This window comes from Nocardioides sp. (assembly GCF_016462705.1).
GTDB lineage: Bacteria > Actinomycetota > Actinomycetes > Propionibacteriales > Nocardioidaceae > Nocardioides.
The window spans coordinates 1-9,507 of record NZ_JAEMSS010000158.1 but is presented as its reverse complement, the minus strand read 5'-3'; the positions used below and the strand labels follow the sequence as shown (position 1 = coordinate 9,507).

At 71.7% G+C, this 9,507-nt stretch carries 8 protein-coding genes; 7 read left to right on the top strand and 1 reads right to left on the bottom strand.

Annotated elements, in window-relative coordinates:
* On the bottom strand, positions 1 to 1,700 hold a 1,700-nt coding region (gene pepN, locus JHD21_RS17220), incomplete at its 3' end, for an aminopeptidase N (protein WP_292677663.1).
* A 24-nt stretch (positions 1,701 to 1,724) separates the two neighbouring features.
* On the opposite strand from pepN, the gene JHD21_RS17215 reads away from it, so the two are divergent.
* The 7 genes from JHD21_RS17215 to JHD21_RS17185 all read left to right on the top strand — a co-directional run bounded on the left by JHD21_RS17215 (position 1,725) and on the right by JHD21_RS17185 (position 9,432).
* Positions 1,725 to 2,324 (top strand): NUDIX hydrolase, encoded by a 600-nt coding sequence (locus JHD21_RS17215; RefSeq protein WP_292677661.1) that lies wholly within the window; start codon positions 1,725 to 1,727, stop codon positions 2,322 to 2,324.
* Between the two features lie 34 nt (positions 2,325 to 2,358).
* On the top strand, positions 2,359 to 3,474 hold the full coding sequence (gene ald / locus JHD21_RS17210) for an alanine dehydrogenase (protein WP_292677659.1): 1,116 nt from the start codon (positions 2,359 to 2,361) through the stop codon (positions 3,472 to 3,474).
* Between the two features lie 5 nt (positions 3,475 to 3,479).
* On the top strand, positions 3,480 to 4,400 hold the full coding sequence (gene xerD / locus JHD21_RS17205) for a site-specific tyrosine recombinase XerD (protein WP_292677657.1): 921 nt from the start codon (positions 3,480 to 3,482) through the stop codon (positions 4,398 to 4,400).
* Positions 4,400 to 6,994, top strand: coding sequence for a DEAD/DEAH box helicase (locus JHD21_RS17200; protein ID WP_292677655.1), 2,595 nt, complete (start codon positions 4,400 to 4,402; stop codon positions 6,992 to 6,994). Before xerD ends, JHD21_RS17200 begins: the two co-directional genes overlap by 1 nt.
* Positions 6,995 to 7,086: 92 nt before the next feature.
* Entirely contained in the window at positions 7,087 to 7,773 is a 687-nt protein-coding gene (locus JHD21_RS17195; RefSeq protein ID WP_292677653.1) for a hypothetical protein, read from the top strand.
* 59 nt (positions 7,774 to 7,832) lie between these two features.
* Entirely contained in the window at positions 7,833 to 8,126 is a 294-nt protein-coding gene (locus JHD21_RS17190; RefSeq protein ID WP_292677651.1) for a GNAT family N-acetyltransferase, read from the top strand.
* A 253-nt stretch (positions 8,127 to 8,379) separates the two neighbouring features.
* Positions 8,380 to 9,432 carry an AAA family ATPase gene (locus JHD21_RS17185; protein ID WP_365696295.1) on the top strand — a complete coding sequence of 351 codons (1,053 nt, stop codon included), beginning with the start codon at positions 8,380 to 8,382 and terminating at the stop codon, positions 9,430 to 9,432.
* The last annotated feature ends 75 nt before the right edge of the window (positions 9,433 to 9,507 follow it).

The following is a 9,507-nucleotide window of genomic DNA, read 5'->3' as shown; positions in this document are numbered from 1 at the left end:
GTCGTGACCGCCCCCGCCCGGGAGACGGCGTCCGGCAGGGCTGGGGCGAGCCTCAGCATCGCCTCCAGCGACTCCTCGTCGGTCCGGACCGCGGCGAAGGTCAGGTCACCGTCGTTGAGCAGGTGCAGGTCGGCCTCGGGGAGGTCGACGGGAGTCGTGGTGCCGGTCGTCTCGACGTCGGTGGACCCGACCAGCTCCACCGGGGGTCCGCCGGGGTCGCCATCGGTGCGCCGGTAGGAGCCGATCCGCAGGCGGTGCGGCCGCGGCTCGCCCCCGTCGGGACTGGTCGTGAGCAGCTTGCGGCTCCCGGTCCGCCCGCCGGGGTCGGGCAGCAGCACGATCGTGTCCGTGCCGGCCCGGTCCAGCCACCCCGCCTGCCACGCCGCGAGGTCCCGCCCCGCGGCCGTGCCGACGGCCCGCATCAGGTCGTCGAGCGTGGTGTTCCCCCACGCGTGCTCGCGGAAGTAGGCCCGCAGCCCGTCGACGAACTGGTCCTCGCCGACGTAGGCGACCAGCTGGCGCAGGACCGCCTGCCCCTTCTCGTACGTGATGGCGTCGAAGTTCGCGAACGCCCCGGCGACGTCGGCGACCTCGGATCGGATCGGGTGGCTGCCGGGACCCCTGTCCGCCTGGTAGCCGCGCTGTTCCAGCGTGCTGAGGATGGTGGCATCGGCATCGGTGTAGTCGGTCGCCCGCTCGGCCGCCCAGGTCGCCGCCCAGGACGCGAACGCCTCGTTGAGCCACAGGTCATCCCACCAGCGCATCGTCACCAGGTCGCCGAACCACTGGTGTGCCATCTCGTGCAGCAGCACGGTGGCCACGAACTCCCGCTGCCCGTGGGTGGGGCGGCTGCGCTCGAGGAAGGTGTCGCTCCAGGTGACGCAGCCCCAGTTCTCCATGGCGCCACCGAGGCCCGGCACGAACACCTGGTCGTAGCGCTCCTGCGGGAAGGGCGCACCGAACCGTTCCCCGAAGAACGCGAGCCCCTGCTCGGTGAGCCGGAACAGCTCGGCGGCGTCGCGCTCCAGGAACCGGCGCAGCGACTGGCGGCAGTAGAGGCCGAGGCTGTGCTCGCCGCGCTGCTCACGGATCTCGTGGAACGGCCCGGCGTTGACGACGACGACGTACGTCGACAGGCGCGGCGTGTCCGGGAACGCCCAGCGCCGGCCCCCGTCCTCGCGGTCCTCGACCGAGTCGGGCGCGGTGTTGCTGGTGACGGTCCAGGACTCCGGGGCGCTCACGGTGAACCGGTGCGGCGCCTTGAGGTCGGGCTGGTCGAAGCAGGCCCAGGCCCGCCGGGCGCCGTCGGGCTCGAAGGAGCTCCAGACGTAGACGAGCTCGTCGGAGGCGTCGACGCTGCGCAGGATGGCGGCGCCGCGGCCGGTGTCGCGCTGGACCGACGACACGACCAGGACGTTGTGCTCGGCCAGCCCGGTGAGCGGCAGCCGCCCCGCCTCGATGGTGGTCAGGTCGAGGTCGGTGCCGTTGAGGCTGGCGTGCTGGATCTCGGCGTCGCAGTCGACGAAGGTCGCCGACCCGGGTTCGTGGCAGCGGAAGGTGACCGTGGACGTGGCGACCCAGTCGGGTCCGTCGAGCATGCCGCGCAGGTCGACCTCGATGTCGTAGCGCTCGACCTCCAGGAGAGCGGCCCGGGTCTCGGCCTCGTCGCGGGTGAGGCTCAGCGGGGCGGGTTCCGGCACACGGGAACGGTAGCCTCACCGCCCATGTCCCCCGACGATGCTCCCGCGGACCTCTCGGACACTCCCGAGGACTGGCCGGTGGTGGCGTCCGAGGACCTCTACCGGGGCGCGGCGCCGTTCGCGGTCCGCACCGACACGCTGCACCACCCGGAGGACGGTCCGGAGGCGGCGTTCAGCCGGATCGTGGTCGAGCACCCGGGTGCCGCCGTCGTCCTGGCGCTCGACGACACGGACCGGGTGCTGGTCGTCGTCCAGTACCGCCACGCCGCGCGCCGCCGGTTCGTGGAGCTGCCTGCCGGGCTGCTGGACCAGCCCGGTGAGGACCCGGTCGAGGCGGCCCGCCGCGAGCTGCTCGAGGAGACCGGCTTCGAGGCCGGCTCGTGGACGCACCTCGGCTCGACCTGGAGCTCGCCCGGTGTGACCGGTGAGGTTATCCACCTCTACCTGGCACGGGGGCTCCGCGCCGCGGACCGGGGTGGCTTCGTCGCCGAGCACGAGGAGGCCGACATGCACCTGTACTGGCTGCCGCTCGACGACCTGCTCCGGGGCGTCCTGGCGGGCACGATCGCGGACGCCCCGGTGGTCAACGCCGTGCTGCTGGCTCGCGCGAAGGGGCTGCTCTAGAGCACCGGCGTCCGGCGACACTAGTGTCTGCCGGGTGAAGGTCGGTATCCCGAAGGAAGTCAAGGACCACGAGTACCGCGTGGCCATCACCCCGATCGGCGTCCACGAGCTGGTCGCCCACGACCACGAGGTGGTGATCCAGACCGGGGCCGGCGTCGGCTCGGGCATCGCCGACGACGAGTACGTCGCCGCGGGAGCCACGATGCTGCCGGACGCCGACGCGGTCTGGGGCGAGGCCGAGATGGTGCTCAAGGTCAAGGAGCCGGTCGCCGAGGAGTACGGGCGGATGCGGGAGGGGCAGACCCTCTTCACCTACCTGCACCTGGCCGCGGACAAGCCGCTGACCGAGGAGCTGATGGCCCGCAAGGTGACCGGCATCGCCTACGAGACGGTGCAGACGCCGGGCGGCGCGCTGCCGCTCCTCTACCCGATGTCCGAGGTGGCCGGCTGCCTCGCGCCCCAGGTGGGCGCGCACGCGCTGCTCAAGGCGCAGGGCGGCAGCGGCGTCCTGCTCGGGGGTGTCGGTGGGGTGGCCAACGCCAAGGTGGTCATCATCGGCGCCGGGGTGTCCGGCCAGAACGCCGCCAACATCGCCCTCGGCATGGGCGCCGACGTCACGCTGCTCGACACGGACCTCGACAAGCTGCGGATGTCGTTCTGGCGCTACAACAACCAGGTGCACGGGCTGGCCTCCTCCAAGCTGGCCATCGAGCAGCACGTGACCCAGGCCGACATGGTCATCGGCGCGGTGCTCATCCCGGGGGCGGCGGCGCCGAAGCTGGTCAGCAACGACCTGGTCTCCCGGATGAAGCCGGGCTCGGTGCTGGTCGACATCGCCGTCGACCAGGGCGGCTGCTTCGAGGACACCCATGCCACGACGCACTCGGACCCGACGTTCCCGGTCCACAACTCGATCTTCTACTGCGTGGCGAACATGCCGGGGGCGGTGCCGAACACCTCGACCTACGCCCTGACCAACGCGACCATGCCCTACGCCGTCGCCCTGGCCAACAAGGGCTGGGAGCAGGCCTGCCGCGACGACCACAGCCTGGCCCTGGGCCTCAACACCCATGCCGGGCAGCTCACCAACGGCCCGGTCGGCGAGGCCGTCGGCATCGAGTCCGTGTCCCTGGAGTCCGTGCTTGGCTGACGCTGATGGCTGACCCGGGGAAGGCGGTCCGCACCTACCTCGACCACCTGGCCGTCGAGCGCGGGCTGGCGACCAACACCCTCTCGTCGTACCGCCGCGACCTGCACCGCTACCTCGACCACCTGGCGGGGCTCGGCCTGGACGACCTGGACCGGGTCACGGAGGCGACGGTGTCGGACTTCCTGGTCCGGCTGCGCGAGGGCGACGCCGAGCACCCGCCCCTCAGCTCGACCTCGGCGGCCCGCACCGTGGTGGCGGTCCGGGGGTTCCACAAGTTCGCGCTCGCCGACGGCCTCTCCGCCGCCGACCCGGCCGGAGGGGTGAAGCCGCCGACGCCGACCAAGCGCCTGCCGAAGGCGTTGCCGCTGAGCGACGTCGAGGCGATCCTGGAGGTGGCGGGGGAGCCGGGCACCACGCTGGCGCTGCGCGACCGCGCGCTGCTGGAGGTGCTCTACGGCACGGGCGCCCGGATCTCGGAGGCCGTGGGCCTCGACGTCGACGACCTGGACGTCGTGGACGCGGTGGTGAAGCTCCGGGGCAAGGGCGGCAAGGAGCGGGTCGTCCCGATCGGCTCCTACGCGCTGGAGGCGGTCGACGCCTACCTGGTGCGGGGGCGTCCCGAGCTCGTCGCCGCCAAGGGCGGGCCCGCGCTCTTCCTCAACGCCCGCGGCGGCCGGCTCTCCCGCCAGTCCGCGTGGGCGATCCTGGTCAAGGCCGCCGAGCGGGCCGGCGTCACCGCCGACGTCTCCCCGCACACGCTGCGCCACTCGTTCGCCACCCACCTGCTCGACGGCGGCGCGGACGTCCGCGTGGTCCAGGAGCTGCTCGGCCACGCCTCGGTCACGACCACCCAGATCTACACCCTGGTCACCGTCGACAGCCTGCGCGAGGTCTTCGCCGCGGCGCACCCGCGGGCGAGGGACTGATGACCCGGCTCGAGGTGGCGGCGGGGGACACCCCCGACGACGTGTACGCCGCGGTCGTCGACTGGGCCGCGGAGGAGGGCCTCGAGCTCTACCCGCACCAGGACGAGGCGGTCATCGAGCTGCTCGGTGGGGCCAACGTCGTGCTCGCCACCCCGACCGGCTCGGGCAAGTCGCTGGTCGCCGTGGCCGCGCACGCCGCGGCGCTCGCCCAGAACCAGGTGACCTACTACACGGCCCCGATCAAGGCGCTGGTGAGCGAGAAGTTCTTCGCGCTCTGCGAGGTCTTCGGCGCCCAGGACGTCGGCATGCTCACGGGCGACGCCTCGGTCAACGCCGACGCTCCGGTCATCTGCTGCACCGCGGAGATCCTGGCCAACATCGCGCTCCGCGAGGGCCGCAAGGCCGACGTCGGCCTGGTGGTGATGGACGAGTTCCACTTCTACGCCGAGCCGGACCGCGGCTGGGCCTGGCAGGTGCCGCTCATCGAGCTCCCGCAGGCCCAGTTCCTGCTCATGTCGGCCACCCTCGGCGAGGTCAGCGAGCTCGCCACCGACATCACCCGGCGCAACGGCCGCGAGACGGCGCTGGTCACCGACGCCGAACGTCCGGTGCCGCTGACCTTCACCTGGGCGCTGACCACGCTGGCGGAGACGCTGGAGGAGCTGGTGCACACCCACCAGGCGCCGGTCTACGTCGTGCACTTCACCCAGAAGGACGCGGTCGAGCACGCCACCGGGCTGCTCAACGCCAAGCTCGGCGCGTCGGGCGAGGCACTGGACCAGCTGAAGGAGCGGCTGGCGGGCTTCCGGTTCGGTGCCGGGTTCGGCAAGACCCTGTCGAAGCTGCTGCGGCGGGGGATCGGGGTGCACCACGCCGGGCTGCTGCCGCGCTACCGGCGGCTGGTGGAGCAGCTGGCCCAGGCCGGGCTGCTCACCGTCATCTGCGGGACCGACACCCTCGGCGTCGGCATCAACGTGCCGATCCGGACCGTGCTCTTCACCGGCCTGGCGAAGTACGACGGCAACCGCTCCCGGATCCTGCGGATCCGGGAGTTCCACCAGATCGCCGGCCGGGCGGGGCGGGCCGGCTTCGACACCGCGGGCAACGTCGTCGTGCAGGCGCCGCCGCACACGATCGAGAACGAGAAGGCCAAGGCCAAGGCGGACGCCAAGAACGCGGCGATGAGCGTGGAGAAGCAGGCCAAGCGCAAGAGCAAGGCCCAGCTGCGCAAGCCGCCGGAGGGCACGGTCGTCTGGACCGAGCAGACCTTCGACCGGCTGGTCAACGGGACCCCCGAGCAGCTGGTGTCCCGGATGCGGGTCGACAACTCCATGCTGATCAACGTGCTGGGGCGCGAGGAGGACGCGTTCCCGGTCCTGCGCCGGATCCTCACCGACAACCACGAGACCGAGCGGGACAAGCGGCGGCTGGCACGCCGGGCACTGCGCCTGGCCCGCAGCCTGCTCCAGTCCGGCACGCTCACCCGTCTCGACGAGCCCGACTCCTTCGGCCGCCGGTACGTGCTCACCGTCGACCTGCCCGAGGACTTCGCGCTCAACCAGGAGCTCGCCCACTTCGCCCTGGCGGCCCTGGACGTGCTCGACCCCGAGTCGGAGGAGCACACGCTCGACATCGTCTCGGTCGTCGAGTCGGTGCTGGAGGGCCCGCGGCAGATCCTGTTCGCCCAGCAGTACGCCGCCCGTGGGGAGGCGGTCAACGAGATGAAGGCCGACGGCATCGAGTACGAGGAGCGGATGGCCCTCCTCGACGACGTGACCTGGCCCCAGCCGCTGGCCGAGCTGCTCGAGGCGACGTACGAGCTCTACCGCCGGAGCCACCCGTGGCTCCACGAGGACAGCCTCCAGCCGAAGTCGATCGTCCGGGAGATGTACGAGCAGGGGATGAGCTTCACCGACTTCGTGAGCCGCTACCAGCTGGCCCGGTCCGAGGGCCTGGTGCTGCGCTACCTCACCGACGCCTACCGGACGATCCGGCAGACGGTGCCGGAGTCGCACCGCACTCCCGAGCTCGAGGACCTCTCGGAGTGGCTGGGCGAGACGATCCGGCAGACCGACTCCTCGCTGCTCGACGAGTGGGAGGCGCTCACCGATCCGGAGGCCGTCGCCCGGCGGGCCGCCGAGCTGGCCGCCAACCAGCCGCCGGCCTCCCCGCGGCCGATCTCGAAGCAGGACCGGGCGTTCAGGGTGATGATCCGCAACGCCATGTGGCGCCGCGTCGAGCTCGTCGCCCACGACGACCTGGACGGGCTGATGGCGCTGGAGCGCGCCGCGGCCGATCGGACCGACCCACCGGGGGAGGTCGTGATGACCCGGTCGCGCTGGGACGAGGCGATCGAGGCCTACTACGACGAGCACGACCGGGTCGACCTGGGCGCGGACGCACGGGGGCCGGCCCTCCTGCAGGTCGGACCCCACCCCGACGCCGAGGGCCGGGCCTGGAGGGTCCGCCAGACCCTGCACGACCCGGAGGGCCATCACGACTGGGTCATCGACGCGGTCGTCGACCTGGACGCCTCCGACGAGGCCGGCGAGCTCGTACTGGCGGCCGAGTCGATGCGTCGCCTGGGCGGCTGAGCGACCCCGGCCGGTGGCTCCCGAAAAGGGCTTCACCCGTCTGCGGCGAACCCGCTAACCTGCGGCGACCCAGGACGACCCAGGAGGATTCGATGACAGTGGTGACCGCGCGCTCGGGGCGCCGCAGCAGCTCCGCACCGGCGTTCGCCGTGGCGGTGCTGGCCCTGGTGGTGGCCTTCGCCGGTGGCGCCTTCGCGGCGACGAAGATCGACGGCAAGACCATCAAGAAGGGGACGGTCGCGAGCAAGCAGGTCAAGAACGGCTCGCTGACCGGCACGGACGTCAAGGACGGCTCCATCGCCAAGGCTGACCTCGACGGCGCGACCGTGGCCGCTCTGCAGGGGCCTGCCGGGCCCGCCGGGCCCCAAGGACCGGCCGGGACGAGCATGCTGGGGCAGACCATCCCCAGCGGCACCACGGTGAGCGGTGGCTTCGGGATCAGTGGCTACAACGCCGGCCCGGCCGGAACCGTCCACACGACCTACGTCGAGCTGCCCCTGCCCACCCAGCAGGAGATCAACGACATCGAGATCGTGTCGGCGCCTGGCAGCGGCTACGCCAACCCGGACGCCGCGTGCTCGGGCAGCCGGCTCGCTCCCACCGCTCCGGCCGGAAAGGTCTGCCTCTACTCCGGCTGGGGCTTCCAGTTCGGCACTGTCACCGGCTCGCAGCTGTCCAACCCCATGTCACCGACCTACCACTTCAAGATCCGGGTGGAGGCGAGCACAGCCAACGCCCAGTTCGGGGTCGAGGGCGTCTGGGCCTACACGGCTCCGTGACGCCGGACGATGCCGGACGGACCCCGGAGGCGTAGGACACGCCCACTAGGGTCGGGATCATGAGCGACGTCCAGGTGACCGACAACCCCGGCGAGTCCCGCTTCGAGGCGCACGTGGACGGCGAGCTGGCCGGCTTCGCGGTGTACACGACCGCCGACGACCTCGTCACGTTCACCCACACCGAGGTGTTCGACGCCTTCGAGGGCCAGGGGGTCGGGTCGGCGCTGGCCCGGGGTGCGCTCGACGCGGTCCGAGCCGACGGCACCCGCAAGGTGCTGCCGAGGTGCTCGTTCATCCGCGGCTGGATCGAGAAGCACCCGGACTACCAGGACCTGGTCGACCCGACGTTCTGACCGCCCCGGCACGCCGGTCGCTCTCCACAGATTGCTGCACAGGCTGGGCCGTCCTGTGCACCGCAGGGGGAGCGAGTGCACATTGTCTGCACAGTTCCGGCCCGCTGCCTGTGGGTGACCGGGGCCGCCTTGTCCGCCCTCTCCGGACGGACCTACAGTCCTTCCGCGCGTCGCCCACATGTCGCCGTGTCGACAAATTACGGTGCGAACAACCGAACGATTCTGGCCGGACCGGCCCGGGGAGGAACAGCGGATGACCGACAGCTTCCAGGAGCACGCAGGCTCGAGTGCCCCGGAGATGCCACCGCTGGTCCGCCCGCCGGTCCCCGACCAGGTCCACACCCAGGGAGACGCCGTGCACCTGCCCTTCCAGCGCCGTCAGGACGAGACGTCACCGACCCCTGCCGAGGAGCTGGCCCTCCTCGACGAGCCCGACCAGCCCGTCGAGCTGGTGGCCGCCGGCGAGCCACTCGGTCCGACCGGCCGGCCGATGCCCGTCATCCCCGAGCCGCGTCCGCTCGCCACCCACGGCAACGCCCGGGTGATCTCGATGTGCAACCAGAAGGGCGGAGTCGGCAAGACCACGACGACCATCAACCTGGGTGCCTCCCTGGTGGAGTACGGCCGCAAGGTCCTCCTCGTCGACTTCGACCCGCAGGGCTCCCTGTCGGTGGGGCTCGGCCTCAACCCGCACGAGATCGAGCTCACCGTCTACAACCTCCTGATGCAGAAGGAGGTCACGCTGCACGACGTCGTCGTGCCCACCGGCGTCCCGGGCATGGACCTGCTTCCCTCCAACATCGACCTGGCCGCGGCCGAGGTGCAGCTGGTGCACGAGGTCGGCCGCGAGCAGACCCTGCAGCGCGCCCTGGCCCCCGCGATGGACGAGTACGACGTCATCCTCATCGACTGCCAGCCGTCGCTCGGCCTGCTCACGGTCAACGCCCTGACCGCCTCGCAGGGCGTGATCGTGCCGCTGGAGTGCGAGTACTTCGCGCTGCGGGGCGTGGCGCTGCTCAAGACCACCATCGACAAGGTGCGCGAGCGGCTCAACCCGGCGCTGGAGATCGACGGCGTGCTGGGCACCATGTTCGACGGCCGCACCCTGCACAGCCGCGAGGTGATGCAGCGGCTGGTGGAGGCCTGGGGCGACAAGGTGTTCCACACCGTGATCCGCCGCACGGTGAAGTTCTCGGACTCGACGGTCGCCGGTGAGCCGATCACGACGTACGCCGCGACCTCGCAGGGCGCCGACTCCTACCGGATGCTGGCCAGGGAGGTGCTCGCCCGATGCCTCGACGGGTGAACCTGCCGGCGGCCGACGACCTGTTCCGGTCCACCGACCAACCGGGGAAGGGCGGGTCGGGTGCACGGGCGGTCC